A 26420-nucleotide genomic window follows, 5' to 3' on the forward strand; every position below is an offset into this window, starting at 1 on the left:
ACGAGGACGACCCTCCGCCTCGCGATCGCACGCACCGGACGCCGCCGGGCCCACCCTTCGGGCGGACGGCGGGACTTCCGACACACGCCCTAGCCCTCTTCGCGCTGGTGATACGTCCTGCGCGTGTGCTCCGTGTGCGCCCGCATGATCTCGGTGGCCCGCTGCTCGTCCCGCGAGGAGATCGCCGCGATCAGCGAGCGGTGTTCGATCCAGGACTGGGTGCCGCGCTGGCGGGCCACCGGTGTGTAGTACCAGCGGACCCGGCGGTCGACCTGTCCGGCGAGCTCGGCGAGCACCACATTGCCCGCCAGCTCCATGACCTTGGCGTGGAAGGCGGCATTGGTGGCGACGGCGAGATCCACATCGTCGTCGGCAACGGCCTGCTCGCCCCGGGCACAGAGCTCCTCGAGGGCGGCAATGCCGGCCGTGCCGGAGTTGGCCGCGGCCAGCCGGGCGGCCTCGGCCTCCAGCAGGGTGCGGACCGAGAGCAGCTGGTCCGCCTCCTCCTCGGTGGGTTCATGGACGAACGCACCCTGAGCGGGACGCAGATCGACCCAGCCCTCGGTGTTCAGCCGCTGCAATGCCTCGCGCACCGGCTGCCGGGACACTCCGAGGTGCCCCGCCAGCTCACTTTCGACCAGATGCTGACCTGGGCGGAGCGCACGCGTGGTGATCAGTTCGAGCAGCGCCTCATAAACGCGCTCGCGCAGCGGACCGGGCCGTTCCAGCTTCGGCACGGCCCCCTGCGGCAGTCCTGTGGACAACATCGCGGTCCCCCTCCGGGCGACGAGCAATTGCCTATCGTCTACAGTCTACCGAGCACAATGAGGGTCAGGGGCAGCGGATCACCTGACCCGCGTACGAGAGGTTCCCGCCGAACCCGAAAAGCAGTGCCGGAGCACCGCTGTCGACCTCGCCGCGTTCCACCAGTTTCGACAGGGCCATGGGGATCGAAGCGGCTGACGTATTGCCGGAATCCACGACATCCCGGGCGATGACCGCGTTGACCGCACCGATCTTCCTGGCGACCGGTTCGATGATCCGCAGATTGGCCTGATGCAGTACCACCGCGGCGAGATCCTCGGGGGCGACCCCTGCCTTTTCGCACACTTTGCGCGCGATGGGCGGCAACTGGGTGGTGGCCCAGCGGTAGACGGCCTGCCCTTCCTGGGCGAAGCGCGGCGGCGTCCCCTCGATCCGGACCGCGCGGCCCATCTCCGGCACCGAACCCCAGAGCACGGGGCCGATTCCGGGCGCGGCGTCCGCATCGCCCCGCGGGTCCGCGACCACGACTGCGGCGCCCGCACCGTCGCCGAGCAGGACACAGGTGGAGCGGTCGGTCCAGTCGGCGATGTCGGCCATCTTGTCGGCGCCGATCACCAGCGCACGGTTCGCGGCGCCTGCCCGGATCGCGTGGTCGGCGGTGGCGAGGGCGTGGGTGAAGCCGGAGCAGACCACGTTGATGTCCATGACGGCGGGCGAAGCCATGCCGAGTCGGGCGGCCACGCGCGCGGACATGCTGGGCGAACGGTCGATCGCGGTGGAGGTCGCGACGAGGACCAGATCGATGTCGGCGGAGTCGAGACCGGCCGCGGCGAGCGCCTTGGCCGCCGCGTGCGCGGCCATCTCGTCGACCGGCTCGTCAGGGCCTCCCACATGGCGGGTCTTGATCCCGACGCGACTGGTGATCCACTCGTCGCTGGTGTCGACCATGGCCGCCAGGTCGTCATTGGTGAGCACCTTGGCGGGCTGATAGTGGCCGAGCGCCACGACACGTGAGCCGGTCATGTAGAGGTTCCCCTCGCTACGTATGGCAGGAACTATCCAGTCTTGGTGGCTACCGTCCGGTACGGGGGCACGTGATCCCACAGGATTAGCGGCCGAGGCTTGGAGGCTTGACAACACCCTTGACCCGCATGAACGCATACTGTAGACAATATTCTGTCGACTTGACATCGTCTCCTGTTCCCTCGCTCGGTCCCTTACCGAACGGAGAGCCCCGTGAAAGTCGCAGTTGTCGGCGCCGGTGCGATCGGCGCCTATGTCGGGGCCGCGCTCCACCGCGCCGGCGCCGAGGTCCATCTCATCGCCCGCGGGCCGCACCTGGCCGCGATGCGGCGGGACGGCGTCCGCGTCCTCAGTCCGCGCGGAGACTTCACCGCGCGTCCGGCTGCCACCGACGATCCGTCCGAGGTCGGGCCCGTCGACTATGTGTTCCTCGGGCTCAAGGCCAACTCGTACGCCGCGTCGGGCCCCCTGGTCCATCCGCTGCTGCACGACCGCACCGCCCTGATCGCCGCTCAGAACGGCATCCCCTGGTGGTATTTCCACGGCCTGTCGGGCCCGCACGCCGGCCGGCGTATCGACAGCGTCGACCCGGCGGGCACGGTCAGCGCCACCCTGCCGCCCGAGCGCGCCATCGGGTGCGTCGTGTACGCAGCCACCGAGATCGAGGCACCCGGTGTCGTGCGCCACCTCGAAGGCACCCGGTTCTCGATCGGCGAGCCGGACCGGACCGTGTCGCAGCGCTGCCACGACTTCAGTGAGGCCATGGTCGCGGGCGGGCTCAAGTGCCCCGTCGAACCGGATCTGCGCAACGACATCTGGATCAAGCTGATCGGCAACATCTCCTTCAATCCGATCAGTGCGCTCGCCCGGGCCACCATGGGGCAGATCTGCCGCCATCCGGACGCCCGGGCCCTTGTCGCGTCGATGATGCGCGAAACCCTCGGTGTCGCGGCGGCTGTCGGCTGCCGACCGGAGATCTCCGTGGAGCGGCGCATCGCGGGGGCCGAACGCGTCGGCGACCACAAGACCTCCACCCTCCAGGATCTGGAGAAGGGCAAACCACTCGAACTCGATGTGCTGCTCGCGGCCGTCGTCGAACTGGCCGATCTCGCCGGGGTGCCCGTTCCGACGCTGCGCGCCGTGCACGCTCTCGCCGATCTTCTCGCCACCACCTCCTCGGCCACCACGGCCACAGCAGGGAGCGCACCATGGGTGACAACCGCCGCCGACGGCAGCAGAAGCAGTACGAGCGACTGACGCATCCCCTCGTGAGGGACGCGAACGGCACGCTGCGACAGTCGAGTTGGGACGAGGCACTGGCACGCGCGGCGGACGGCTTCCGGCGGACGCGAGACGCGTGCGGTCCCGACGCCTTCGCGATGCTCTCCTGCGCCCGCGCCACCAATGAGATGAACTACGTGGCGCAGAAGTTCACCCGGGTGGTCATGGGAACCAACAATGTGGACTCCTGCAACCGGACCTGCCACGCCCCGAGCGTCGCCGGGCTCTCCGCCGCGTTCGGGTCGGGCGGCGGCACCTCCTCGTACGAAGAGGTCGAACACACCGACTTCATCGTCATGTGGGGCTCCAACGCCCGCTTCGCCCACCCGATCTTCTTCCAGCACGTCCTGAAGGGCATCCGCAACGGTGCGCGGATGCACGCCGTCGATCCGCGCCGCACCTCGACCGCCGAGTGGGCGGAGAGCTGGCTCGGTCTCAATGTCGGTACGGACATCCCGCTGGCCCATGCGATCGGCCGCGAGATCATCCATGCCGGACTGGTCAACCGCGCGTTCGTCGACCGTGCGACGACGGGCTTCGAGGAGTACGCGGCGCTCGTCGAACCCTGGACGCCGAGCGCCGCCGAGCAAGTGACCGGTGTCCCGGCCCAGGCGATCCGCGACCTCGCGCATGCGTACGCCACCGCCGAACGTCGGGCTGGGAGGGCGGGGCCGAGCGCACCGACGAGGATCTGCGCTGGGCGAAGGGCGGCGCCTCGGCTGCCCGCGACCGCCGCGACCAGCTGCTTCCGGCGCTGCACGCGGTGAACGACCGCGTGGGGTGGCTCAGCGAGGGTGCGCTCGACTACATCTGCCGACGGCTGACGGTGCCGCCCGCGGAGGCATACGGGGTGGCGACGTTCTACTCGATGTTCTCCGTGCGGCCCCGCCCCGCCAAGGTCCTTCATGTCTGCACGGACCTGGCGTGCGCGGCGCGCGGTTCGGCGGAACTCTGCGCGGACCTGACCGAGTCCTTCGGTCCGGCAGGCACGGCGACGGAGGGCGCGATCTGGCAGGAGAGCCCCTGTCTGGGCCTGTGCGAACGGGCCCCGGCGGCGCTCCTGCTGCAGGCGGGCGAAACTCCGGATGCTCCGGCACGCCCCGCAGGACCGGCACGTGAGGACCCGGGGTCCGGGGGGCCGGGCCCGCTGGTCACGAGAGGGGGCGAGGTGGGGAACGAGTCCGCCGCAGGCGCCCGCCGGTGCGCAGCGGTCATCGCCCCCGCCACCGCCCCCGCCCTCCTCACCGCGACCCGCTCCCCCGCGACAGCCCCCACCGAACCCCCGGCGCAGGCCGCCACTCCTCAGGCCGGGGACCCCGAGCCGGTGCTGCTGCGCGGGATCGGGACCGTCGATCCGGCGTCCCTCGACGCGTATCGGGCGACCGGCGGCTACACCGCGCTCCGGCGGGCCTTCGCGCTCGGCCCGGCCGCCGTGATCCGGGAAGTCCTGGACGCCGGGCTCGTCGGCCGCGGCGGAGCCGCGTTCCCCACCGGCCGCAAGTGGCAGGCCACCGCCCAGCAGCCGGACACCCCGCATTACCTGGTCTGCAACGCGGACGAGAGCGAACCCGGCACCTTCAAGGACCGGGTGCTGATGGAGGGCGACCCGTACGCCCTGGTCGAGGCCATGACGATCGCCGGGTTCGCGATCGGCGCCCACCACGGCTACCTCTACCTGCGCGGCGAGTACCCACGCGCGTACGAACGCCTGAGCCACGCCCTGAACCAGGCACGCACCCGTGGGCTGCTCGGACCGGACGTCCTGGGCCAGGGTTACGCCTTCGACATCGAGATCCGCCGCGGCGCGGGCGCGTACATCTGCGGCGAGGAGACCGCGATCTTCAACTCGATCGAGGGGCAGCGCGGCGAACCCCGCTCCAAGCCGCCGTTCCCGGTCGAGAAGGGTCTCTTCGGCAAGCCGACCGCCGTCAACAACGTCGAGACGCTCCTCAACGTGCTGCCGATCCTGGAGCACGGCGCGGCCGCCTACGCCGCGACCGGCACCGGCTCGTCCACCGGCACCAAACTGTTCTGCGTGTCGGGGCAGGTGGCGCGGCCCGGGATCTACGAGCTGCCGTTCGGCGCCACGCTGCGCGAACTCCTCGAACTGGCCGGGCCCCCGGACCGTCTGCGGGCCGTGCTGCTCGGCGGCGCGGCGGGTGGCTTCGTACGCCCCGACGAGCTCGACATCCCCCTCACCTTCGAGGGGACACGCGCGGCCGGCACGACGCTCGGCTCCGGGGTGGTGCTGGTCCTCGACGACTCGGTCGACCTGCCGCGCATCCTCCTGCGCATCGCCGAGTTCTTCCGCGACGAGTCCTGCGGCCAGTGCGTCCCCTGCCGCGTCGGAACCGTCCGCCAGGAGGAAGCGCTGCACCGCATCAAGGACCGTACGGGCGCTGCCGCCGCCGATGACGTCGCTCTGCTCAGAGAGGTGGGTCGGGCCATGCTGGACGCCTCGATCTGCGGTCTGGGGCAGACCGCGTGGAACGCCGTGGAATCCGCCATCGACCGTCTGGGGGTCTACAGATGACCGCTGTTCCCTTGCAGCTGCCGCGCCGGCTGATCGAGTTCACCCTCGACGGGCGGGAGACCCGGGTCCCGGAGGGATCGACGATCCTGGACGCCTGCCGGGCCGCGGGCAAGGACATCCCGACGCTGTGCCAGGGCGACACACTCACTCCGAAGAACGCCTGCCGGGTCTGTGTCGTCGAGGTCGAGGGGGCCCGCACCCTCGCCCCGGCGTGCTCCCGGCGCGCGGAGCCGGGCATGGCAGTGCGCACGGACACCGAACGCGCCCGGCACAGCCGGAAGGTCGTCCTGGAACTGCTCGCCTCGTCCACGGATCTGTCGACGACCCCGCGGGCCGCCGAATGGATCAAGGAGTACGCGGCCCGGGTCAACGAGGAGCCGAAGGTCGACAACGACCTCTACGTCCGCGACTACGACAAATGCATCCTCTGCTACAAGTACGTCGACGCGTGCGGCGAACAGTGGCAGAACACGTTCGCGATCGCGGTCGCGGGCCGTGGCTTCGACGCCCGGATCTCCACCGAGCACGACGCGCCGCTCACCGAATCGGCGTGTGTCTACTGCGGCAACTGCATCGAGGTGTGCCCCACCGGGGCGCTCTCCTTCAAGACCGAATTCGACATGCGGGCGGCCGGGACCTGGGACGAGCCGGCCCAGACGGAAACGACCACCGTCTGCGCCTACTGCGGTGTCGGCTGCAACGTCACACTCCATGTGCAGGACAATGAGATCGTCAAGGTCACCTCTCCGCACGACAACCCGGTGACCCACGGCAACCTCTGCATCAAGGGCCGCTTCGGCTTCCAACACGTACAGAATCGGGTTTAACCGCCATGGGACGGGTCACCGAGCGCCGCCGCACCATCCGCATCCGGGACGGGGCGGTCTCCGCACGCCCCGACACCCTCGTCGCCGAGGAGCCCCTGGAGATCCGGCTGAACGGCAGACCGCTCGCCATCACGATGCGCACGCCGGGCGACGACTTCGCGCTGGCGGCGGGCTTCCTGGTCAGCGAGGGCGTGATCGGTGACGGCTCCGAGGTGCAGTCGATCGTGTACTGCGCGGGGGCGACGGCGGACGGCGTGAACACGTACAACGTGGTGGATGTGAAGCTCGCGCCCGGCGTGCAGGTCCCCGACATCACGCTCGAACGCAACGTCTACACGACCTCGTCCTGCGGGCTGTGCGGCAAGGCGAGCCTCGACGCGGTCCGCACCACCACCCGGCACCCGATCGCCGACACTCCGCCGGTCCGGGTCGAGCCCGCACTGCTCTCGGGCCTCCCCGACCGGCTCCGCGAGTCGCAGCGGGTCTTCGACCGGACCGGGGGCCTGCACGCGGCGGCGCTGTTCTCCGAGACCGGGGAGCTGCTCGACATCCGGGAGGACGTCGGTCGGCACAACGCGGTCGACAAGCTTGTCGGCCGGGCCCTGACCGACAACCGGCTGCCGCTGTCCCGGGCGATTCTGCTGGTGTCGGGGCGGGCCTCCTTCGAGCTGGCGCAGAAGGCGGTGATGGCCGGGATCCCGATGCTGGCCTCGGTCTCGGCGCCGTCGTCGCTGGCCGTGGATCTGGCGGCGGAGACCGGACTGACCCTGGTCGGATTTCTGCGTGGTCCGTCCATGAACGTGTACGCGGGTGAGCACCGCATCGCTCTGGAGGCGACGGTCGCCCAGGGCTGAGGTGCCCGGCCCGTGACACGGGTCAGGGGTCCGGCCGGCGGGGAGCGCCCCCTGCGCCGGCCGGTCCCGCCCCCGTGGCATCCGCCATCCGCGCCCTCGGGTGGGGGTGAGTCCGTCAGCCCACCGGGATGCGCGCCTGCGCCACCGGACCGCTCGCCGGATTCCCCGGGCTCTCCCGGAGTTCGTCCTGCGGATCCCGCGAGCGCCGCTTCGCGATCACCGCGCACACCATCAACTGCATCTGATGGAAGAGCATCAGGGGCAGCACGGCGAGGCTCGCATGCGCCCCGAAGAGCACGCTGGCCATGGGGAGCCCGGACGCCAGGCTCTTCTTCGAACCGGCGAACTGGATGGCGATCCGGTCTCCCCGGTCGAAGCCGAGCCGCTTCGCCCCGAACCAGGTCACCGCGAGCATCAGCGCGAGCAGCACCGCTTCGGCCGCGAGCAGCGCACCGAGCCTCGCCGGAGTGACCTGGTGCCAGATGCCGGCGACCATTCCCTCGCTGAACGCCGTGTAGACGACCAGCAGGATCGAGCCCCGGTCGACATAGCCGAGGACCTTCTTGTGGCGGGTGAGGAAGCCGCCGATCCAGCGGCGCAGCAGCTGGCCGGCGACGAACGGGAGCAGCAGCTGAAGCCCGATCTTCAGCAGCGCGTCGGCCGAGAATCCGCCGCCGCTGTTGCCGAGCAGCCCTGCGGCGAGCAGCGGGGTGAGGAAGATCCCGGCGATCGAGGAGAAGGAGCCCGCGCAGATCGCCGCCGGCACGTTGCCGCGGGCGATCGAGGTGAAGGCGATCGACGACTGGATGGTCGACGGGACGAGGCAGAGGAAGAGGAAGCCGCTGTAGAGCTGCGGGGTCAGGACGTACGGAACCAGCCCCTCGCCCGCCAGTCCCAGCAGCGGGAACGCGACGAAGGTGCAGATCAGGACGGTGAGGTGGAGCCGCCAGTGTCTGAGGCCGTCGAGAGCCTCGGCGGTCGAGAGGCGGGCGCCGTACAGGAAGAAGAGGAGGGCGACCGCTCCGGTCGACGCACCGTCGGCGACGTCCGCGGCGGTCCCCGATGCGGGCAGCAGCGCCGCGAGCACGACCGTGCCGATCAGCGCGAGGATGTACGGGTCGATCGGCAGCCAGGACGGCAGCTTGAAGGTGCGGCGGCTCATGTGCTCCACGTGTCTCTCGTTCAGGTCGTGCCCTCTCCATCCTGCTCTTGATCATCGCGATCGGGAATCCGGCATACCGCTCTCACTGTCATCACGAATCGCGATAGCCTGGGCGCTATGTACGATCCTGCACAGCTCCGTACCTTTCTTGCCGTCGCCCAGACGCTGAGCTTCACCCAGGCCGCCCGCAGGCTGGGCGTGCGGCAGTCCACGGTGAGTCAGCATGTGCGGCGGCTGGAGGACGCGACGGGGCGCCAGCTGTTCACCCGGGACACGCACCGGGTCGATCTCACCGTGGACGGTGAGGCGATGCTCGGCTTCGCGCGGACGATCCTGCAGGCCCACGAGCGGGCCGCGGCGTTCTTCACCGGAACGCGGCTGCGCGGGCGGCTGCGGTTCGGGGCGTCCGAGGACTTCGTACAGACCCGGCTGCCGGAGATTCTGGAGTCGTTCCGCCGCGACCACCCGGAGGTCGAGCTGGAGCTGACGGTCGAGCTGTCCGGGACGCTGCACCGGCAGCTGGCGGCGGGACGGCTCGATCTCGTCCTCGCCAAGCGGCGGACCGGTGACACGCACGGCGAACTGGTCTGGCAGGACGCACTGACCTGGATCGGCGCACCGCACCTGCGGATCGACCCGGACCGCCCGGTGCCGCTGATCCTTTTCCCGCCGCCGGGCCTCACCCGGGCCCGCGCCCTGGAGGTGCTGGAGGAGCACGGCCGGTCCTGGCGGGTGGCCTGTACGAGTACGAGCCTCAGCGGACTCGTCGCGGCGGCCCACGCCGGCCTCGGCGTGATGGCGCACACCCGCGGGCTCATCCCGCCGGGACTGACTCCCGTACCGGCCAGGGCGGGGCTGCCGGAACTCGGCGACGTGGATTTCGTCCTGCTGCACGGCCGCCGCCGGGACGCGGCGCAGGAGGCGGCGGACGCGCTCGCGGCGGCGATCCTGGCGGGCGGCGACCGGCTGATCCGTGGCATCGGCGGGATCAACGCGATCAGCGGGCGCGACGGCGCATGACCGTACGCATGCGTGGGGATGATGGGCAGCAGGTACGGAACACCCCTGACTGCCAGGACGGGAGTGGCCGAGGCGTACAGATTCGGTGGAGATTCCGGCGCGAGCTACTTACTCCACCGTCAGAAGCGCGCCCAGTCTCGCCCGTCTGGCCGGATATCTGTGGCTGACCTGTGCAGATGGCACGCTGTACGGTCGTTCCGGGCCCTCCCGCCGCGCCACCCGGTGGGGTAGCGTCACGGCGCTGTGCGGAGCGCCACAAGGAGCAGGTCATTGCGCGAGTTCACTGTCCCACCCATGGCGGTGGCGCCCCCGGTGGGAGGGCTGGCTGATGCCGTCTTCGACTATGCGGAGGAGGATCCGCACCGGGTCGCGCTGGGCCGCAAGGACGCGGACGGACGCTGGCGTGATGTCACCGCGGCGACGTTCCGCGACGAGGTGCTCGCGCTCGCCAAGGGGCTGATCGCCCACGGTGTCCGGTTCGGCGACCGGGTCGCCCTGATGGCGCGTACCCGTTACGAGTGGACGCTCTTCGACTTCGCGCTGTGGGCGCTCGGCGCCCAGTCCGTGCCGGTCTATCCGACGTCCTCGGCCGAGCAGGTCTTCTGGATGCTGCACGACGCCGAGGTGTCCGCGGTCATGGTCGAGCACGAGGACCATGCGATGACGATCGCCTCGGTGATCGACCGGCTGCCCCAGCTCAAGCGGCTCTGGCAGCTGGACTCGGACGCGGTGACCGAGCTGGTCGAGGCGGGCGTGCACATCGAGGACGAGGTGGTGCACCGGCACCGGCGGGCGGTGACGCCCGATTCGGTGGCGACCGTCATCTACACGTCCGGCACCACGGGCCGCCCCAAGGGCTGTGTGATCACGCACGCCAGCTTCATGTTCGAGGCGGACACGATGGCGTCGCGCTGGGAGTCGGTCTTCCACTCCAAGCCGGGCGACGAGGCCGCCACGCTCCTCTTCCTGCCGCTGGCGCACGTCTTCGGCCGGATAGTCGAGGTCACGGCGGTCCGCGGCCGGGTGAAGCTGGGCCATCAGCCGGAGCTGTCGGCGAAAGCGCTCATGCCGGACCTGGTGTCGTTCCGGCCGACATTCATCCTCGCGGTTCCGTACATCTTCGAGAAGGTCTTCAACGGCGCCCGGCGCAAGGCCGAGGCGGAGGGCAGGGTCGGGCCGTTCGACAAGGCCGTCGAGGTCGCGGTGAAGTACGCGGCGGCGATGGAGCACCGGGCGTTCGGGACCGGACCCGGCCCTTCCGCAGGGCTGCGGATGCAGCACCAGTTCTTCGACAAGGTCGTGTACAAGAAGATCCGCGACGCGATGGGCGGCCGGATCCGGCACGCCATGTCGGGCGGTTCGGGGATGGAGCGGCAACTCGGTCTGTTCTTCGAGGGCGCGGGCGTCACGGTGTACGAGGGGTACGGACTGACCGAGTCCACAGCGGCGGCCACCGCCAATCCGCCCGAGCGCACCCGGTACGGCACGGTCGGGCAGCCGCTCCCCGGCACCACCGTGCACATCGCCGACGACGGCGAGGTGTGGGTGTACGGCGCCAATATCTTCAGCGGCTATCTGGGCAACCCGCAGGCCACCGCCGCGGTGATGCACGACGGCTGGCTGGCCACCGGCGACCTGGGTGCGCTCGACGAGGACGGCTATCTGACGATCACCGGGCGGAAGAAGGAGATCCTGGTGACGTCGGGCGGCAAGAGTGTGTCGCCTGCCGGTCTGGAGGAGCGGGTGCGGGCCCATCCGCTGGTGGCTCAGTGCATCGTGGTCGGCAACGACCGGCCGTACATCGCGGCGCTGGTGACCGTGGACCAGGAGTCCGTGGACCACTGGCTCACCATGCAGGGGCGTCCGCCGATGAACGCGGCGGACCTGGTGCGCGACCCGGATCTGGAGATGGAGGTCAGGCGGGCGGTGGTGGCCGCCAACACGGCGGTGTCGCAGGCCGAGTCGATCCGTACCTTCCGGATCCTTGCGCATCAGTTCACCGAGGAGCACGGTCTGCTGACCCCGTCGCTGAAGCTGAAGCGGAAGGCGATCGAGACGGCGTACGCGGTCGAGGTGGACGCGCTGTATCCCTGAGAGCGGGCCGTGCCGGGCCGCCGGAGGTGTACTCGCCCCGGCAGGAGGACACATGGACAGAGCCCGCCGCGTGATCGAGATGCGGAACAGCTTGTCCGCACCGTCCGGTTCGCCTCCGCTGTTGTCGCAGTCGGTGGTGGAGAGCCGGAGCTGGTCCTGGCCCGGCGCCTTGGTGACCGTGCGCGGCCGACCGTACGTTCCGACGTGGTACGCGGTCGGTGTGGCATCGCGTGTGCGGGGCGGAGGCCCCGGGTTGGCCGGCGCGGCCGCCCGCACGCGGACGTCAGCCGACCAGGCAGGTGCGCACCGCTGCGATCAGGCGGTTCGCGCGGGCGTCGCCGTGACCGATCATGCGGTTGGCGATGTACGCGAAGCCCACGCCGAACTCGTCGTCACCGAAGGCGAATTGGCCGCCCGCTCCGTCGTTGCCGAAACTGCGCTCCCCCAGCATCGGCCGGAAGGCCGACGAGTCGAGCAGGAAGCCCGAGCCCCAGCGCGCCCCGGCGTCGAAGCCCAACCACCCCTTGCCGGAGGACACCTCGCGGACCGCGTCCGTCACGGTGTCCGGCGTGAGCAGCCGCTCCCGGCCCCCGATGCCGGTCACGGCCGCGGCGTAAAGCCCGGCGAGGCCGCTCGCCGACGCCGTGGCACCCGCTCCGGGCAGCTCCATGCCGAGCAGCGCCGGGTCGTTCCAGCCGCGCGGCTCGTCGAGACCGGGGAAGGCCAGGGCGCCGTTCATCGTCACGATGCGGGTGAGCAGGTGCTCGGGCCCTGGCATCCCTGGCCGTCCTTCGGCCTCGACGAGCCGGGCACGGCCGTCCGTCTCCTCGATGGGCAGGCCGATCCAGGCCCGTAGTCCCAGCGGGTCGCCCACGGCACGGCGGAAGTATGCGCCCGGCGTGAGCCCGGTGATGCGCCGGATGACCTCACCGATGAGGAAGCCGAAGACGTGGCCGTGGTACTCGTACGCCGTGTCCGGCTCCCACAGCGGCTTCTGCTCCTCGATGGCCCGGGTCACCGGTGTCCAGGCGGCGATCTCCTCGAAGCTGAGCACCCGGTCGAGGGCGGGGAGTCCCGCCCGGTGTCCGAGGACCGTGCGGCAGGTGATGGACTCCTTGCCGTGCTGCGCGAACCCGGGCCAGTACTGGCTCACCGGGGCGTCGAGGTCGAGATGTCCTTCCTGCGCGAGGAGGTGGGCGCACAGGCTCACGATGCCTTTGGCGCAGGAGAAGACCGGCAGGACGGTGTCCTGGTCCCACGGTCGGCCGGTCCGCTGGTCCGCGACCCCGCCCCACAGGTCCGCGACCTTGTGCCCGTCGACAAACACCGTGACGGCTGCGCCGAGTTCGGGGAAATCGTCGAAGTTCCGCGAGAACGCGTCGGCGACGGCCCCGAAGCGCTCGTCAACCCATCCGTTGTACTGCCCCACCGTGTCCCGTCCTCCGTGTGATCGTGGCTCCGCTCGGGGTCGCCGAGGACAGTGCCCGTGCGCCCCGCGGCCGTCGACCGGTCACAGTACGGCGGTGTGCGGTCCCGGCACGAACGATTTGACCGCCCCGGCCTCGCCGAGGTGGGGCAGGGGGGGCCTCGCGCGCCCTGCGCCCACGGCGGGCCTTGGGCCGGACGCCTTTGGCCTTTGCCTGGGAGCAGTGCTCGGTGCCGCGGAACCGCCATCGCCCACCCGTGCGACGCAGGTCGCGGTCAGCAGTCCTGCGAACCGATGGTGCTCCGATGTCTTCGCGCGATCGAGCGCCATCCGTACCAGCCTTCCCGAGGTGACTTTTCAGGGGTGAAAGGGGTGTGGCTCAGTTCAGTGGGGCGCTCCCGAGTCGCTCTATGACGGGTCTCGGCCAATACGTCGGACCGATACGATCGGAGCATTGCCCAGCCCGGCTTGTGTCTGTCCCGCACGGGTCAGGTGAAGGGGTACGGAACGGTCGGTCGGCAGGGAATGCATGGCACCTCCTGATCGTTGTCCAAGCGAATATCAACCGACCAAGCAAAGGATCCACCGCTCGTGAGCCAGGTCCCCTCCCTCACCCTCAACAACGGCGTCGAGATGCCGCAGCTCGGTTTCGGTGTCTGGCAGGTGCCGGACGACGAGGCCACGAAGGCGGTCGCGACGGCTATCGAGTCCGGGTACCGGAGCATCGACACCGCCGCGATCTACGGGAACGAGGAGGGCACCGGCAGGGCCGTCGCCGCCTCCGGTGTCCCCCGCGAGGAGCTCTTCGTCACCACCAAGCTGTGGAACGGCGACCAGGGCTACGAGTCGACGATGCGCGCCTTCGACGCCTCGCTGGACAAGCTCGGTCTCGACTATGTCGACCTGTACCTGATCCATTGGCCGGTGCCCGCCAAGGACGCGTACATCGACACGTACAAGGCCTTCGAGAAGATCTACGCCGACGGCCGCGCGAAGGCCATCGGTGTCTCCAATTTCCTGCCGGAGCACTTGGAGCGCCTCCTCGGCGAGACCTCCGTGGTTCCGGTGATCAACCAGATCGAGCTGCACCCGCAGTTCCAGCAGGCCGAGTCGCGCGCCTTCCACGCGCAGCACGGCATCGCCACCGAGGCGTGGTCCCCGCTGGGCCAGGGCAAGGGCCTCCTGGAGGTCCCGACGATCGTCGCGGTCGCCCAGAAGCACGGCCGTACGCCCGCGCAGGTGGTGCTCCGCTGGCACCTCCAGACGGGCAATGTGGTGATCCCGAAGTCCGTGACGCCGTCGCGGATCGCCGAGAACATCGATGTGTTCGGCTTCGAGCTGGACGCTGACGACCTGGCCGCGTTCGCCGCGCTGGACGAGGGCAAGCGCCTCGGCCCGAACCCGGGCGAGTTCAACCTGGGCGCCTGAGCCCAGCCGCTGAAGACCGAATCACGCACAGACCGCCGTCCGGCTCCCCGCCGGGCGGCGGTCTGCTGCGGGTGAACCCGGAGGAGACACCGTCATGAGCGCGGACACCGCACCCGTCGTCGCACCGGGTCTGTACCGGCTGCGCAATGTGGGCAGCGGACTGCTGCTGGAGGTGTACGGCTCCGCCAGGGGCAGCGGCGCCAAGGTGCAGCAGGGCGCGGAGAAGCAGGAGGGGGCGGGCGGCCAGCACTGGCAGCTCTCCCCCGTGCACGAGGGCGCCGCGCTGTACCACCTGACCAATGCGCACAGCGGCAAGCGACTGGACGTCGCCAATGCCTCCACGGAGAACGGTGCCGGCATCCAGCAGTGGAAGGCCAACAACTACGGCGCCCAGGAGTGGCTGATCGAACAGCATCTGGATGCGCCGGGCACCGTGACGCTGGTCAGTTTCATCAGCGGACTCGTCCTGGAAGTGGCCGACGGCTCCCCGGCGGACGGCGCCGATGTGCAGCAATGGGAGGACACCGACTCCGCCGGCCAGTGGTGGCAGTTGGAGCCGGTGCCGGGCACCCCTGAGAAGAGCTCCTCCTAAGGCGTGTGTCGGAAGTCCCGCCGTCCGCCCGAAGGGTGGGCCCGGCGGCGTCCGGTGCGTGCGATCGCACGGCGGAGGGGCGTCCTCGTACCGGACGTACTCGGGCGAGCCCGACAACGCAGCGAGCGTGCGTGCCGGGCGTCGGGGGCAGGCGGGACTTCCGACACACACCCTAGGCGCGTCGGCCCAGGTGGACCGTGCGCGCCGTCAGCAGGAAGAGGTCGGGGCGCCGGTGCAGTCCGGCCGGGTCCTCGGGGTCGAGCAACCGGTCGAGTGTGGCGAGGTCGTCCGCGGCGAGTTCCTCGGCGAACGCCTCGCGACGGCGGGCGAATTCGGCGATGACATAGTCGCGCGCCCGGCCGGAGAGGGGCGCGGGCAGGTCGAGCAGGAAGCTGCGAGTGCCCTGTGGGGCCAGCCCCACCGCGCTGAACAGGGCGCTCCAGTCCTCCACCTCCTGCTTGGAGTCCGGGAGCGCCGCGCGCATCTCCTCGAACCACTCCACGTGGATCGCGTCGAGCCTGGCCTCCAGGCCTGGCCGGCCGATGCCGATGTCGCGCGGAAGCTGACGGGTCGGCAGCCCGCCCTCGACGAGGGCGATGGTCCCGCCGGGGCGCAGCAGTCCGGCGAAGCCGGCGAGGACGGCCCGCTGGTCTCCCATGTGATGCAGTGCGTTGCCCGCCCAGATCAGATCCGCCTCTCCCAACTTGGCCAGCTCGTCGGGGAGTTCGGCGTACAGGGTACGGACACGGTCGCCGAGTCCGAGGCGTTCGGCGCGGGCCCGGGTGCGCTCCAGGAGCGCCGGGGTGTTGTCCACGGCGACGACTTCGGCCTCGGGGAACTCCTCGGCGAGCAGGCAGGAGATCACGCCGGGTCCGCTGCCGATGTCGAGGACCCTGCGTACCTGCGGGGCGGTGGGCAGTCCGGCGATCCAGTGGGCCGCCGCGGTGTACTGGGGACTGCTGAGCTCGCCGTTCTGCTCCAGCAGCGGGCCCATGACGTCCCAGTCCAAGTCGGTGGTGTCGTGGCGGTGGCCGTGCCCGGTACGGTCGTGCCGGCCGCGGGCGCTGTCGTGGTGAGGGCCGTGATCGGCGTGCTTCGTCATGCGGACAAGCCTCGCCGGGTCTCGGGCAGGTGGCGAACTTTGTTGCCGGTTCGGCAAGCCGCGGCCGCTCCGGTACTCCTGGGGACTGACGCCGCGGCCCCGCTTGAAGGCGGTGCTGAGGGCGAACGAATCGCCGTAGCCAACCTTCCGGGCCACCGCCTCCACGATGGCGTCCGTCTCCCGCAGCAGACCGGCGGCGACGGCCGGTCAGGCACGCCGTCGGCGGCTCCCGACCGGTTCAGGTCATGTAGACGCAGGCGGCGGCCGCGGTGGACGGGGCTCCGGAGGTGGCGGCCCTCCGGACGATGCCCGGGGCGATGTAGTCGATGTGGTACGCCCCCCGATCCCGCCGGACCTCAGCCCCTGCGCCGAAACGCCAGCAGCCGGTACTCCGGCTCGGGACGCGGCCGGTCCGGCTCGGGCAGCGCCAGGAGCGCCGCCGCAAGATCGTCGGCCGCCGCCCCCGGCAGTTCCAGACGCGAGACGAAGTGGCCCGCACGCACCTCACGCGCCGCACGCTGCGGAGTCCGCCCCTGCCCGTGGCCGAGGAATCGGTTCTCCCCCACCACATCGAGCCCGGCCTCCGCCCCGTACGCGACGACCAGTTCCTCGGGGTCGGACGGGCTCGGGCGCAGGTACGGGGCGAACAGCTCATCGATGTCGCTGCCCACGTCGTGCGCGGCGTCCTTGTCGACCGTGGTGACGAACACGCCGCCGGGCCGCAGCACCCGTGCCGCCTCCGAGACCACCGCCCGCACGTCACCCGCGCCCCGCAGCAGATGCAGCAGCCAGACGGTGCCCACGGCGTCGACCGCGGCGGCGGGCAGCGGCAGCCGCCGTGCGTCGGCCAGCGCCACCGCGCCGATCCGCTGCCGCGCGAACCGCGCCATGCCGTACGAGGCGTCGGTGCCCAGCACCCGCAGCGCGGGCCGGGCCAGCGCCATCCGCTCGGTGACCAGCCCCGTACCGCAGCCGATGTCCAGCAGTGTGCGGGCGGACTCCGGGACCAGACCGAGCAGCGCCCGGGCCGCCGCCTCCGCCCGGGGCACGCCGCCGCGCGTCGCGTCGTATGCAGCTGCCTCGGCGTCGTAATCCAACATGAGGGCGACTGTAGGACAACTGCCCGGCAGTCACTGGGCAGAAAGCAAGGTCGGCCCAGCCGCGGGAGGCCGGCGCGCGGCAGCCTGCGCGCGGATCGCCTCGACGGTCACCCGGGCGTTGCCCTTCGGACGCGCATGCTGCCGGAGCCCACGTGCACCGGTGGTGTGCCGGCGTCCGGGAACGCCACCGACTCGGCCGGGAGCGGGCGTTCGTCCGGCCGACGTCAGGAGCTCGTGAGGATGACGAGTTGCTGGGTCGCTCGGGTCATCGCGACATAGCGGTCGACCGCTCCTTCGATGCCCTTGCCGAACGCCTCCGGGTCGACGAGGACGACCAGGTCGAACTCGAGCCCCTTCGACAGCTCCGGTGTCAGCGACCGGATGCGGGACGTCGTGCGGAATGTGCCGACTCCGGTGTCACCAGTGCCGATGACGCAGGCGATCCCGTCGGCATGTGCGGCGAGCCAGGTGTCGAGGATCGAGCTCAGATCCGCAGCAGATCCGTGCACGACGGGGACGTCGCCGCTGCGGACGGAGGTCGGCACGTTGGCGTCCGGGAGCACGGCCCGGATGACCGGTTCGGCCTCCGCCATGATTTCTTCCGGCGTCCGGTAGTTGATGCTCAGGGAGGCCAGATTGATCCGGTCGAGCCCGATCCGCTCGAGCCGTTCCTGCCACGACTCCGTGAACCCGTGCCGGGCCTGGGCGCGATCCCCGACGATGGTGAAGCTCCGGGACGGGCACCGGAGCAGCAACATCTGCCACTCCGCGTCGGTCAGTTCCTGAGCCTCGTCCACCACGATGTGCGCGAACGGGCCGGCGAGCAGGTCCGGTTCGGTGCTGGGCTGTGCGGTCGCGTCGACCAGGGTGTCCCGCAGGTCCTGTCCGCGCAGCATCGTCATCACACCTTCCCCGTCGTCATCGGCCTCGACCAGGGCGTCGACGACCTTCGCCATGTGCTCGCGTTCGGCGGCGGCAGAGGCGCTGTGCCGACGCCTGCGTCGCGCGGCCTCCGGGTCGCCGAGCCGCTGCCGTGCCGCGTCCAGGAGCGGAAGGTCGGACACCGTCCAGGCCTGGGCATCCCCGCGCTGCAGCTGCTGAACCTGATCGGGGCTGAGCCAGGGAGCGCACTTCCGCAGATAGGCGGGTACCGACCACAGGTCCCCGACGAGGTCAGCCGCTTCGAGCAGCGGCCACGCGCGGTCGAAGGCCGTGAGCAGCTCCCTGTTCTGCAGCAGCGACTTGCGGAGCAGCTCGGCCGAGGCATCGCCGTCGTGCTTGTCCACCAGGATCGTGAGCAGCTCCTCCCAGATCTGGTCGCGCGCCTCGTTGTGCGCAGTACCGGGTGCTGCTTCGAACGCCACGGTCCAATCCTCGGCGCTCAGCCGGATGTCGGACCAGTGGGTCGTGACGGTCATCCCCGTGGTGGGCGGCTCCTCGTAGAACCTGACGGCCGTCTCGATCGCCTTCACCAGGTTCGCGGACGACTTCAGGTGGGCCACATTCGGGTCGGCCTCGATCGCTGCCACGGCTCCCTCGGCGACGAGGTCCCGCAGGGTGCAGGTCTGCACGCCCTCCTCTCCGAGGCTGGGGAGGACGTCGGCGACGTAGCCCAGGTAGGGCTGGTGCGGACCGACGAACAGCACGCCGCCCCGGCGGTGCCCGATGCGAGGGTCGGAGTGGAGGAGGTAGGCGGAGCGGTGCAGAGCGACGACGGTCTTCCCCGTACCCGGACCGCCGTCGACGACGAGAGCGCCGCGGGATCCCGCGCGGATGATGGTGTCCTGGTCGGCCTGGATGGTGCCGAGCACGTCTTGCATCCGTGCCGACCGGTTGCTTCCCAGGCCGGCGATGAAAGCGGACTGGTCGTCCAGCGCGGCGTGCCCGACAAGCCCGTCCGGGGTGAACACCTCGTCCCAGTAGTCGCTGATCCGGCTGCGGGTCCAGCGATACCTGCGGCGGCTCGCCAGACCCATCGGGTTGGCGTGGGTGGCTCCGAAGAAGGGCTCGGCCGCGCGGGAGCGCCAGTCGAGCAGCAGCCGACGACCCTCGCTGTCCGTAAGGCCGAGTCGTCCGACGTACACGGGCTCGGGACTGTCCGCACTGACCATGCGTCCGAGGCACAGGTCCAGACCGAAGCGACGCAGTACGCGCAGGCGGGCGGTCAGCCTGTGGATCTCCATGTCCCGGTCCATCGCCTGCCGGCCTGCGCCGCCGGGCGCCTTGCGCTCGGCATCGAGGCGGTCGGACAGGTCGGCGATCGACTGCTCGAGGCACTCCGCGATGGCCGCGAAGTGCTGCTCGTCGTCGGCGATCAGCGCCGGGTCGGCCTTGGGGGAAAGGTGGCCGGGAAGGTCAAACGCGCTGGTGGTCAGGGGGTTCACAGCGTCAGCTCCGATCTGAGGTCGATGGCGACCGTTGCGCACGGCAAGGTGTCCGGACCGGCGTGAGGAACCTGGTGGCCACGACGAGCAACGCACCGCCTCGACGTGGGCCCCGTGGCAGTTGTCGGTTCGGGTCGCCGGGGTGCAGGTTCTCGGGTTCCGGGTTCTGGCTCGACGATCCCGTGCGGTTCACGCGGACACGGGCGGCCTTTCCCGGCTGACCGCATCGAGCTGCGGCGGCACGCACACCCGCGCCTCCGCCCCGAGTGCCCGCGACTGCACCGCGAGTCCTACCAGCGGTTCGACGTCCCCGCGCGACCCGTACGTCGCCAACAACACACACACTCCGTGGAGCTCCCATTTCCGCAGGTTCCGGCCTCGGCCGACGATTCTGCGGCATGACCCGGGTCTTGCCGCAAGGCCCCCGGTGCGCTATACGTTGAGAGTGGAAAGGAGTGGGTGCTCCCCCTTTCCGTTCATCGTCCGCTGTGGACGGACAAGCTCCTCGCGAAGCGGCGGCGCGCCGCGTACGGCGGCAGTGTCGGCCCAGGAGGATCTCCCGTGCGCCGCACGCCGCCTGTCAGGCGCGGGCCGAGTTCGACTCCGGGTGCCTGAGTCGGCCATGAGGCCGGTTGCGCGCGTCGGCAGTTGATCAGGAATGAGATGCCACCGGTGGCGCCCCGGCCACCGGCAGCCTCCCCCAACTCCCTTCCCCGAGGCCATAGAAGGAGATCGGTCATGCCCAGGGGCATCGACCGGGTCCTCGGGGTGGCACCGCTCCCCCCGGCGCGGCGCCCCGGCGAACGCGGCGCCACCACGCGGCGCGGCGCCCCCGTTCCGTCACGCCGCGCCGTGCCCCGCGGCGATCGCCTCCACCCGTGCGGCGAGTTCCAGGTCGTTCTCCGTGACCGCGCCGCCCGCATCGTGCGTGTTCACCGACAGGGAGACGGTGTTGTAGCCGAGCGTCAGATCGGAGTGGTGGTTCAGCTCCTCCTGGATCTGCGCGACATGGACGGTGAGTCCGGCGGCGGCGAAGTGCGAGGGGAACCGGTATCTGCGGGTGATCCGGTCTCCTTCCAGCGCCCATCCGGGCAGCTCGCGCAGCCGGTCCTCGATCTCTTTCTGTGACAGCGGTTCGGCGGGCATGGTGCGGCTCCTCACGAGGTCGGGTGCGATGGGCGGTGCCGGTGACGTTACGGTCTCCGTATGACAACTGTCGCGCTTGACACGGGTGTAGGGCCACTGCTGCGCAGTTGGCGGGAGCAGCGCCGGCTGAGTCAGCTGGAGCTGGCGCTGCGCGCGGACTCCTCGGCCCGCCACATCTCCTTCATCGAGACGGGCCGTTCCCGCCCCAGCGAGGAGATGGTCCTCCGGCTGGCCGAGCATCTCGATGTGCCGGTCAGGGAGCGCAATGCCCTTCTGGTGATGGCCGGTTATGCTCCCCGTTACTCGGAGACCGCGCTCGACGATCCCGCGATGGGCGCGCTGCGCGAGGGCATGGAGCAACTGTTGCAGGGGTACGACCCGTATCCGGCGCTCGTCGTCGACGGGACGTACAACGTGGTGGCCGCCAATCGGGGTATCGCCCTGATCCTGGAGGGAGTGGCCGGGCACCTGCTCGAACCTCCGCTCAACGCCATGCGGCTCACCCTCCACCCGGAGGGTCTGGCTCCGCGCATCCGTAATCTGCGGGAGTGGCGGGCCGACCTGCTGGCGCAGATGGAACGTCAGATCGCGCTGGCCCGTTCGGCGGAGCTGCGTGAGCTGTACGAGGAGGTCGCCGCCTATCCCCTACCGGAGAGCGCCGACGGGCAGGACGAGCCGGTGGGACCGCCGTCGGCACTGTCGTTCGCGCTGCCGATGGTGGTCGAGCACGACGGACGGGTGCTCTCGTTCGTCTCCTCCATCGCGACGTTCAATACGCCGATGGATGTGACGGTGGCCGAATTGGCGATCGAGACGTTTCTGCCTGCCGATCAGGAGACCGCCACGTATTTGAGGTCGCTCGGGTCCTGACGGCCCGCCCTCCGGTGCGTCACTTCTCGGTGAGGGGGCGGGTCCACGGTGCGTCGGTGCGCGCCAGGACGGTGGCCGCGGCACTCGCCGCGGCCAGGATCGCGACGGCGAGCAGCAGCGGCAGCGTCGGGTGTCCGTGCAGCACCGCGGTGGCTCCGGCCACGGCGCCGAGCAGCATCGCGCAGGCCGAGATCACCCGGCGCCCGGCCTTGTTGCCGGTGCCACCGGTGAGGTGGCTGTCGGCGGCGATGCCGGTGATGGTGAGGGTCAGCACGGTGGTGGTGAGGTCGGGGACGGCGAGCGCGCGGGCGGCGGCGTTCTGCACACCGAGGCCGAGCGCGAGCAGCACGATGAGGGTGAAGCGGACCCCGCCGGCGTACGGGCTGCCGGACACCTGGGTGACGATCACGGCGGCCGCGACGAACCCCGTCTCGGCGAAGAGTGCGTACTGCAGGTTCCTGCCCCGGTGCGTGCGGGTGCGGTGCACGACCAGGCCACCGAGCAGCGCCCCGGCGGCGAACGCGGCGAGCGCCACGAGCGACGCGGCGAGCGAGAAGCCGGGGGCCCCGGCGAAGGCAAACCCGGAGAAGACCACATTGCCGGTCATGTTCGCGACGAAGACCCGGCCGAGTTGCAGATAGCTGACGGCGTCCACCAGCCCGGTGACGACCGTCAGGGCGAGCATCAGCGGCGGCAGCGGCCCGTGCCGGTCCGTCACGTCCGGTACGAGGGTGGCCCATGCCTCACGCAGCATGACGGGCATGGGCACGCTCCAATCACCGGGACGGAATCAGGATTGTGCCGTGACCGGGGTGCGGAACACAGGACCGCCGCAGCGTGTGCCGCCCCGGGCGGGCCGGGGCGGCATACGCTGCGGGAGCACGAAGCCGTTACACGCGCGCCCCGTTGTCGAGCGGGTCCCGGCGTTTCGCCCCTGCGCCGGAGGTGCGCCGGGGCGCCCGCTTGCGGGCGGGCGGCGGGGCCTTGCTGCTCTTCTCCAGGACGAGTGCGACCGGTACGGCGGTCAGGACCGAGGAGTACGTGCCGACGCAGATGCCGATGAGCAGGGCGAGCGCGAAGTCCGCGAGGGAGTCGCCGCCCAGCACGGCGAGCGCGGCCAGGATGAAGAGCGCGCCCATGCCGGTGTTGACGGTTCTGGGAACCGTCTGCAGGACGGCGCGGTTGGCGACGGTCGCCACGGGTACGCGGCGCGCCTTCGCCCACAGTTCACGGACCCGGTCGAAGACGACCACCGAGTCGTTGACGGAGTAGCCGATGACGGTGAGGAGTGCGGCCAGGAAGATGCCGTCGACGGTACGGCCGAGCCAGGCGAACGCGCCGACCAGAATGATGACGTCGTGGACCAGCGCGGCAACCGATGCCAGGGCGAACGTCCAGCGGAACCGGATCGCCAGGTAGCCGAGTTGCACGAGGACGGCGATGGCGAGTGCGATCAGCGCGTTGCGCCGCAGCTCGTCGCCGAGGCTGGGGCCGATGAGTTCGTCGCGGACCTTGGTGGTGTGGCCACCCTCCTCGGCAAGGGCGGCACGCAGGGCGTGCTCCTCGTCGTTGCTGAGGTCTCCCGTACGTACGGAGAGGTCGCCCGCGCCCGCCGTGGTGACCTCGGCGTCGCCGAAGCCCGCGCCGGCCAGGGCGTTGCGGGCGGTCTCCACGTCGACGGGCCGGCTGGTGGAGTACTCGACGAGCCGGCCGCCGGTGAACTCCACGCCCAGGTTGACACCCCGTACGACGATGCCGAGGACCGCGACGGCGATCAGCGCCGTGGAGATCAGCAGCCAGCGGCGGGAGGACCGGAACAGCTGCGGATCACGGCGGGTCAGCCAGGTCCGTACACGGCCGGGGCGGGCGATGCCGTTGACGCCCCGGTAGTCGCTGACGAACCGGGAGCGGGACGCGATCTCGGTGAGGGCGCGAGCGATGACGAGCGCCGAGAACATCGACGCGAGGACACCGATGGCGAGCGTGACTCCGAAGCCCTTGACCGGTCCCGAGCCGAGGAAGAAGAGCAGACCGGCCGCAATCAGGGTGGTCACGTTGGAGTCGGCGACCGCGCTCCAGGCGCCACGGAATCCGGCGGTCATGGCGGAGCCCAGGGAGCGGCCGGGACGGTCCGCGTACTCCTCCCTGGCGCGTTCGAAGACCAGCACGTTCGCGTCGACCGCCATCCCGATGGCGAGGACGAATCCGGCGAGTCCGGGGAGGGTGAGGGTGACACCGAGAGCGACCAGCGCGGCGTACGAGATGACTGCGTACGCGGCGAGGGCCACCGCGGCGAGGGCGCCGAAGAGCCGGTAGACGAACGCGATGAAGAGGGCGGTGGCGGCGGCGCCGATGAGGGCGGCCCGGGCGCTGGCGTCGATGGCGGCGGCGCCGAGCGTCGGACCGACGGTCCGCTGTTCGACGATCTCGATGGGGACGGGCAGCGCGCCGCCCTTGATCAGCAGCGCCAGATCGCGGGCCTCGTCGGCGCCGAAGGAGCCGGTGATCTGCGTGGAGCCGGACGGAAGGCCGACGTTGCAGCCGATGGACGGGTCGACCTGGGGCGAGGAGATCACCTGGTCGTCGAGGACGATCGCGACCCGCCGCCGATCGTCCTGCGCGGGATGACAGGCGGCTTCGCCGGTCAGCCGGGTCCAGTCCCGGCCCGCGCCCTTGTGGAAGTCGAGGGCGACGGTCCAGCCGGCGCCCTGCTGGGCGTCGAAGGAGGCCCCGGCGTCCTTGACGCCCGCGCCGGTGAGCCGGGCCGGGCCGAGGGCAAGAAGGCGGCCCTGCTCGTCGGGCAGCGTCAGGCCGGTGCCCTTCCCCTTCTCCTTCTCCTGTTCCGTGCCGGGGCCCTGGACGGCGTGGAAGCTGAGCTGGGCTGTCCTGCCGATGACTTCGGCGGCCTTGCGGGGGTCCTGGACGTCGGGCAGTTCGACGATGATCCGGTCCTCTCCGGACCGGGTCAGGGTCGGTTCGGCGACGCCGAGCGAGTCGATGCGCTGGCGGAGCACCTCGAGGGTTCGGTCGGTGCTCTCCCGGTTCGCCTTCGTGGTGGCGGAGTCCTTGGCCTGGAGCACCAATCGGGTGCCGCCCTGAAGATCGAGGCCGAGTCTGGGTGACATGGTCAGCGTGATGAGCACGGAAACGAGCAGCACGGCCGCAGCCAGAACCGCTCGCACCGTGGTGGCGCGAGTCATGGAAATCCTCCGAGAGGGACGCCTGCCGCACTCACCTCGGCGAGGACGCGGCGTCAGGTCTGTCGAGCAGAACGGTGGCCGGGGGAACGGTCCGTCCTCGGAGGGCCGCGTACGCCGGGAAGCGCCACGCGGGGGCGGTCGGCTGCGAAGGAGGGGGCGTCCGGGACCCGTTGCCGGGCCGGATGCGGTACGGGGATGCCGGGCGCCCCCGGCAGCAGGGCGCCGCCGGGGCCGGGCGGCGGGAGCTGGTGCTGGATGCGGATGTGCTCGGTGGCGACCCAGGGGCGGGGAACGGCCGGGAGAACGGTGCGGTCGTGGCCGGTCGCCGTCGCCGTGCGGTTCCGCCGCGTGTCGTGCGGGTGGCCGGGGCGGGCGGTCCGGTCGGTGTGCTGGGCGGGCGGCGGAACGACGGGCGTGTGCGCGGCGGCGGGCGACGGACCGGACAGGGAGCGTGGCGGCGTCACGGCTCCTGCGGCCGCGACGGCCGCGGAGGCGCCGCCGACGACGGTGAGCACGACGAGGAGGAACACGGCCAGGGCCTGACGGGCCGCTGTCGTACGCCCTGGGGCGTGTGCCGGGCCGTTCGGTCGCCCTCTCGGGGGTGCGTTCCCCGGGGGCGGCCCCGGGAAGGTGGTCACCTCGCCCGGCCGGGCAGGGCGGGCGCCGCGGCGGCGGCGCGCCGGAGCGCGGAGCTGAGGATCAGCCCCGCGCCGCGGACCACCGTGGTGGCCGGGTCGTCGGCGAGCCGCACCGGAACCCCGAGGCGGACCGCGATCCGGTTGGTGATGTCGGGGCGCAGGGCACCGCCTCCGGCGAGCAAGGGGCCCTTGCGCAGGGCTCCGAGGACCGCGCCGTGCCGGTCCTGCTGCCACATCTCCATGATCATGTCCAGTACGGTGCGGACGACGGCGGTGGGCGGCTCGGCGGGTCCCAGGTCGCTGAGTCCGGTCTCGGCCTGGCGGGCGTCCCGGACCATTCCGTCGACCAGGAGGGTGACTTCGGTCAGCTCGGCGCCGATGTCGACGACGAGCAGCGGGCCGCCGTCCTGCGGTCCGGCGTATGCGGCGGCGGCTCTGGCGCTGTTCAGCACGATGACGCTCGTCGGCCCGAGTGCGGCGAGAAGCTCCCGCGCCTCGGCGCGGTGTTCGGGCCCGGCGAGGACCGGGTGGCTGAGGACGATCAGGGTCTCGCTCCGGTCGGCGCCCAGTGCCGTGTCGGCGATGCGGCTGAGCATCCGGCCGCAGGACTCGGGGTCGACGATGCGCCCGCGCCGGACCGGACGGCCGTGACCACGCCCACCCTCGGGATCGTCGGTGGACTCGGCGTCCGTGACGATGCCGAGGCCGGGGATCCAGGCGCGGGTGCGGGAACTGCCGAGGTCGAGGGCGAGTCCGCGGGTGACACCGCGGTATCCGTTGCGGACGGACCGGCCGTGTCGCCGCCCTTCGTGCGGAGAATGCATCGTCCCTCATCCCCCGGCCTGCCGCAGCAGCCGTTCACACACTCGTCGGCTCGCTGATGGCGAGGCATGACCGAGCCCTCACTATGCAATAAGAAGGCAAAGAAAGCCACTCTCAGGCAAAATCCAAGGGCTCGGCGCGGCCGCCCGTCCC

General features: G+C 71.0%; 21 protein-coding genes and 2 pseudogenes. 10 read left to right on the forward strand and 13 right to left on the reverse strand.

From position 1 onward, the window contains the following. Nucleotides 1-89: 89 nt before the first annotated feature. Both ACFU6I_RS39340 and ACFU6I_RS39345 read right to left on the reverse strand, forming a co-directional pair. Nucleotides 90-767, reverse strand: a complete 678-nt coding sequence (locus tag ACFU6I_RS39340; RefSeq protein WP_384376452.1) for a GntR family transcriptional regulator — start codon at nt 765-767, stop codon at nt 90-92. 64 nt (nt 768-831) lie between these two features. After that, complete coding sequence (locus tag ACFU6I_RS39345; protein WP_384376455.1) at nt 832-1788, reverse strand: beta-ketoacyl-ACP synthase III; 957 nt, start codon at nt 1786-1788, stop codon at nt 832-834. A 213-nt stretch (nt 1789-2001) separates the two neighbouring features. Between ACFU6I_RS39345 and ACFU6I_RS39350 the strand changes: the two genes are divergently transcribed. The 5 genes and pseudogenes from ACFU6I_RS39350 (at nt 2002) to fdhD (ending at nt 7283) form a co-directional block, all read left to right on the forward strand. Then, nucleotides 2002-3045 (forward strand): 2-dehydropantoate 2-reductase, encoded by a 1044-nt coding sequence (locus ACFU6I_RS39350; RefSeq protein WP_384376458.1) that lies wholly within the window; start codon nt 2002-2004, stop codon nt 3043-3045. Continuing rightward, a pseudogene (locus tag ACFU6I_RS39355) lies at nt 2997-3722 on the forward strand (molybdopterin oxidoreductase family protein); the annotation flags it as partial. The gene ACFU6I_RS39350 and the pseudogene ACFU6I_RS39355, both read left to right, overlap by 49 nt. After that, the gene (locus ACFU6I_RS39360) at nt 3635-5602 is read left to right on the forward strand and encodes an NAD(P)H-dependent oxidoreductase subunit E (RefSeq protein WP_384376505.1); all 1968 of its coding nucleotides are present in this window, start codon (nt 3635-3637) and stop codon (nt 5600-5602) included. The pseudogene ACFU6I_RS39355 and the gene ACFU6I_RS39360, both read left to right, overlap by 88 nt. Beyond that, nucleotides 5599-6429, forward strand: a complete 831-nt coding sequence (locus ACFU6I_RS39365) for a 2Fe-2S iron-sulfur cluster-binding protein (RefSeq protein ID WP_384376461.1) — start codon at nt 5599-5601, stop codon at nt 6427-6429. Before ACFU6I_RS39360 ends, ACFU6I_RS39365 begins: the two co-directional genes overlap by 4 nt. 5 nt (nt 6430-6434) lie before the next feature. Beyond that, nucleotides 6435-7283: a formate dehydrogenase accessory sulfurtransferase FdhD gene (fdhD, locus tag ACFU6I_RS39370; protein WP_384376464.1), complete on the forward strand. Its 849-nt coding sequence runs from the start codon at nt 6435-6437 to the stop codon at nt 7281-7283. A 115-nt stretch (nt 7284-7398) separates the two neighbouring features. On the opposite strand, the gene ACFU6I_RS39375 is transcribed toward fdhD, so the two are convergent. After that, nucleotides 7399-8445 carry a bile acid:sodium symporter family protein gene (locus ACFU6I_RS39375; RefSeq protein ID WP_384376467.1) on the reverse strand — a complete coding sequence of 349 codons (1047 nt, stop codon included), beginning with the start codon at nt 8443-8445 and terminating at the stop codon, nt 7399-7401. A gap of 117 nt (nt 8446-8562) precedes the next feature. Between ACFU6I_RS39375 and ACFU6I_RS39380 the strand changes: the two genes are divergently transcribed. Together ACFU6I_RS39380 and ACFU6I_RS39385 are read left to right on the forward strand one after the other, a co-directional pair. Continuing rightward, entirely contained in the window at nt 8563-9465 is a 903-nt protein-coding gene (locus ACFU6I_RS39380) for a LysR substrate-binding domain-containing protein (RefSeq protein WP_384376470.1), read from the forward strand. Between the two features lie 294 nt (nt 9466-9759). Beyond that, entirely contained in the window at nt 9760-11559 is a 1800-nt protein-coding gene (locus ACFU6I_RS39385; RefSeq protein WP_384376508.1) for an AMP-dependent synthetase/ligase, read from the forward strand. Between the two features lie 283 nt (nt 11560-11842). Here ACFU6I_RS39385 and ACFU6I_RS39390 read toward each other — a convergent pair whose 3' ends face one another. After that, nucleotides 11843-12988 carry a serine hydrolase domain-containing protein gene (locus tag ACFU6I_RS39390; protein WP_384376473.1) on the reverse strand — a complete coding sequence of 382 codons (1146 nt, stop codon included), beginning with the start codon at nt 12986-12988 and terminating at the stop codon, nt 11843-11845. Nucleotides 12989-13576: 588 nt separating this feature from the next. Here ACFU6I_RS39390 and ACFU6I_RS39395 point away from each other — a divergent pair. Both ACFU6I_RS39395 and ACFU6I_RS39400 read left to right on the forward strand, forming a co-directional pair. Next, entirely contained in the window at nt 13577-14413 is an 837-nt protein-coding gene (locus ACFU6I_RS39395) for an aldo/keto reductase (RefSeq protein ID WP_384376475.1), read from the forward strand. Between the two features lie 94 nt (nt 14414-14507). Beyond that, the gene (locus ACFU6I_RS39400) at nt 14508-15005 is read left to right on the forward strand and encodes an RICIN domain-containing protein (RefSeq protein ID WP_384376478.1); all 498 of its coding nucleotides are present in this window, start codon (nt 14508-14510) and stop codon (nt 15003-15005) included. Between the two features lie 172 nt (nt 15006-15177). Here ACFU6I_RS39400 and ACFU6I_RS39405 read toward each other — a convergent pair whose 3' ends face one another. The 5 genes and pseudogenes from ACFU6I_RS39405 to ACFU6I_RS39425 form a co-directional block, all read right to left on the reverse strand. Further along, nucleotides 15178-16107 carry a class I SAM-dependent methyltransferase gene (locus tag ACFU6I_RS39405; protein WP_384376481.1) on the reverse strand — a complete coding sequence of 310 codons (930 nt, stop codon included), beginning with the start codon at nt 16105-16107 and terminating at the stop codon, nt 15178-15180. A gap of 356 nt (nt 16108-16463) precedes the next feature. After that, nucleotides 16464-17207: a class I SAM-dependent methyltransferase gene (locus tag ACFU6I_RS39410; protein ID WP_384376484.1), complete on the reverse strand. Its 744-nt coding sequence runs from the start codon at nt 17205-17207 to the stop codon at nt 16464-16466. Between the two features lie 224 nt (nt 17208-17431). Further along, entirely contained in the window at nt 17432-19591 is a 2160-nt protein-coding gene (gene helR, locus ACFU6I_RS39415; protein ID WP_384376487.1) for an RNA polymerase recycling motor ATPase HelR, read from the reverse strand. Nucleotides 19592-19804: 213 nt separating this feature from the next. Then, a pseudogene (locus ACFU6I_RS39420) lies at nt 19805-19930 on the reverse strand (glycosyltransferase); the annotation flags it as partial. 501 nt (nt 19931-20431) lie between these two features. Further along, nucleotides 20432-20737 (reverse strand): 4a-hydroxytetrahydrobiopterin dehydratase, encoded by a 306-nt coding sequence (locus ACFU6I_RS39425; protein WP_384376490.1) that lies wholly within the window; start codon nt 20735-20737, stop codon nt 20432-20434. A 60-nt stretch (nt 20738-20797) separates the two neighbouring features. Here ACFU6I_RS39425 and ACFU6I_RS39430 point away from each other — a divergent pair, with 60 nt between their 5' ends. Continuing rightward, nucleotides 20798-21607, forward strand: coding sequence for a helix-turn-helix transcriptional regulator (locus tag ACFU6I_RS39430; RefSeq protein ID WP_345511205.1), 810 nt, complete (start codon nt 20798-20800; stop codon nt 21605-21607). A gap of 19 nt (nt 21608-21626) precedes the next feature. On the opposite strand, the gene ACFU6I_RS39435 is transcribed toward ACFU6I_RS39430, so the two are convergent. The 4 genes from ACFU6I_RS39435 to ACFU6I_RS39450 form a co-directional block, all read right to left on the reverse strand. After that, nucleotides 21627-22370 (reverse strand): YoaK family protein, encoded by a 744-nt coding sequence (locus tag ACFU6I_RS39435; RefSeq protein WP_384376493.1) that lies wholly within the window; start codon nt 22368-22370, stop codon nt 21627-21629. 127 nt (nt 22371-22497) lie between these two features. Further along, nucleotides 22498-24807 (reverse strand): protein translocase subunit SecD, encoded by a 2310-nt coding sequence (gene secD / locus ACFU6I_RS39440; RefSeq protein WP_384376496.1) that lies wholly within the window; start codon nt 24805-24807, stop codon nt 22498-22500. A 53-nt stretch (nt 24808-24860) separates the two neighbouring features. Continuing rightward, entirely contained in the window at nt 24861-25337 is a 477-nt protein-coding gene (locus ACFU6I_RS39445; RefSeq protein ID WP_384376499.1) for a hypothetical protein, read from the reverse strand. 104 nt (nt 25338-25441) lie between these two features. Beyond that, nucleotides 25442-26269 carry a rod shape-determining protein gene (locus ACFU6I_RS39450; protein WP_384376502.1) on the reverse strand — a complete coding sequence of 276 codons (828 nt, stop codon included), beginning with the start codon at nt 26267-26269 and terminating at the stop codon, nt 25442-25444. Nucleotides 26270-26420 lie beyond the last annotated feature (151 nt).

The organism is Streptomyces sp. NPDC057486 (genome assembly GCF_042802415.1).
Lineage (GTDB): Bacteria > Actinomycetota > Actinomycetes > Streptomycetales > Streptomycetaceae > Streptomyces > Streptomyces yanii.

Coding starts and splice junctions, on each gene's coding strand:
- ACFU6I_RS39340 (WP_384376452.1), bottom strand. CDS start 767: ATGTTGTCCACAGGACTGCCGCAGGGGGCCGTGCCGAAGCTGGAACGG.
- ACFU6I_RS39345 (WP_384376455.1), bottom strand. CDS start 1,788: ATGACCGGCTCACGTGTCGTGGCGCTCGGCCACTATCAGCCCGCCAAG.
- ACFU6I_RS39365 (WP_384376461.1), top strand. CDS start 5,599: ATGACCGCTGTTCCCTTGCAGCTGCCGCGCCGGCTGATCGAGTTCACC.
- fdhD (WP_384376464.1), top strand. CDS start 6,435: ATGGGACGGGTCACCGAGCGCCGCCGCACCATCCGCATCCGGGACGGG.
- ACFU6I_RS39375 (WP_384376467.1), bottom strand. CDS start 8,445: ATGAGCCGCCGCACCTTCAAGCTGCCGTCCTGGCTGCCGATCGACCCG.
- ACFU6I_RS39380 (WP_384376470.1), top strand. CDS start 8,563: ATGTACGATCCTGCACAGCTCCGTACCTTTCTTGCCGTCGCCCAGACG.
- ACFU6I_RS39385 (WP_384376508.1), top strand. CDS start 9,760: ATGGCGGTGGCGCCCCCGGTGGGAGGGCTGGCTGATGCCGTCTTCGAC.
- ACFU6I_RS39400 (WP_384376478.1), top strand. CDS start 14,508: ATGAGCGCGGACACCGCACCCGTCGTCGCACCGGGTCTGTACCGGCTG.
- ACFU6I_RS39405 (WP_384376481.1), bottom strand. CDS start 16,107: ATGACGAAGCACGCCGATCACGGCCCTCACCACGACAGCGCCCGCGGC.
- ACFU6I_RS39410 (WP_384376484.1), bottom strand. CDS start 17,207: ATGTTGGATTACGACGCCGAGGCAGCTGCATACGACGCGACGCGCGGC.
- ACFU6I_RS39425 (WP_384376490.1), bottom strand. CDS start 20,737: ATGCCCGCCGAACCGCTGTCACAGAAAGAGATCGAGGACCGGCTGCGC.
- ACFU6I_RS39430 (WP_345511205.1), top strand. CDS start 20,798: ATGACAACTGTCGCGCTTGACACGGGTGTAGGGCCACTGCTGCGCAGT.
- ACFU6I_RS39435 (WP_384376493.1), bottom strand. CDS start 22,370: ATGCCCGTCATGCTGCGTGAGGCATGGGCCACCCTCGTACCGGACGTG.
- secD (WP_384376496.1), bottom strand. CDS start 24,807: ATGACTCGCGCCACCACGGTGCGAGCGGTTCTGGCTGCGGCCGTGCTG.
- ACFU6I_RS39450 (WP_384376502.1), bottom strand. CDS start 26,269: ATGCATTCTCCGCACGAAGGGCGGCGACACGGCCGGTCCGTCCGCAAC.